The 299-nt window shown below is 54.5% G+C and carries 1 protein-coding gene; it reads right to left on the bottom strand.

All coding sequences use genetic code 11. The features are described from left to right. Positions 1-299, bottom strand: a 299-nt coding sequence (locus CBX98_RS26440; protein ID WP_172606053.1) for a hypothetical protein, incomplete at both ends; no start/stop codon positions are given.

Raw genomic sequence — 299 nt, 5'->3', positions numbered from 1 at the left:
ACCCCTCTGTTTTCGCGGTTTCGCGATAGCGCTCTTTGAGCCGGGGAATGTAGTTGGCGTACATGGGTTCGATGGCGACAAGGGCAGCTTCGCACTGACTCCGTACCCTTTCATCCTCATTAGTTATGCCCCGATATAGGCCGACTGCTGACGCTGGAAGGCAAGCGACAAATAGCCAAAGCCCTAAGCGACCTTCACTGTCGTCGACGCTGCTGATCATTCTGGCCAACTTAGACCACCAGCGACCATAATCCGATGTATTGAAGTGCCCGAGATGCTGATGACTTCGCGGAAGCACC

Source organism: Vibrio sp. T9 (assembly GCF_003123985.1).
In the GTDB taxonomy this organism is placed as follows: domain Bacteria; phylum Pseudomonadota; class Gammaproteobacteria; order Enterobacterales; family Vibrionaceae; genus Vibrio; species Vibrio diabolicus.
Note: the sequence above shows the minus strand (reverse complement) of the source record. Positions and strands in the feature narration are given on the sequence as shown.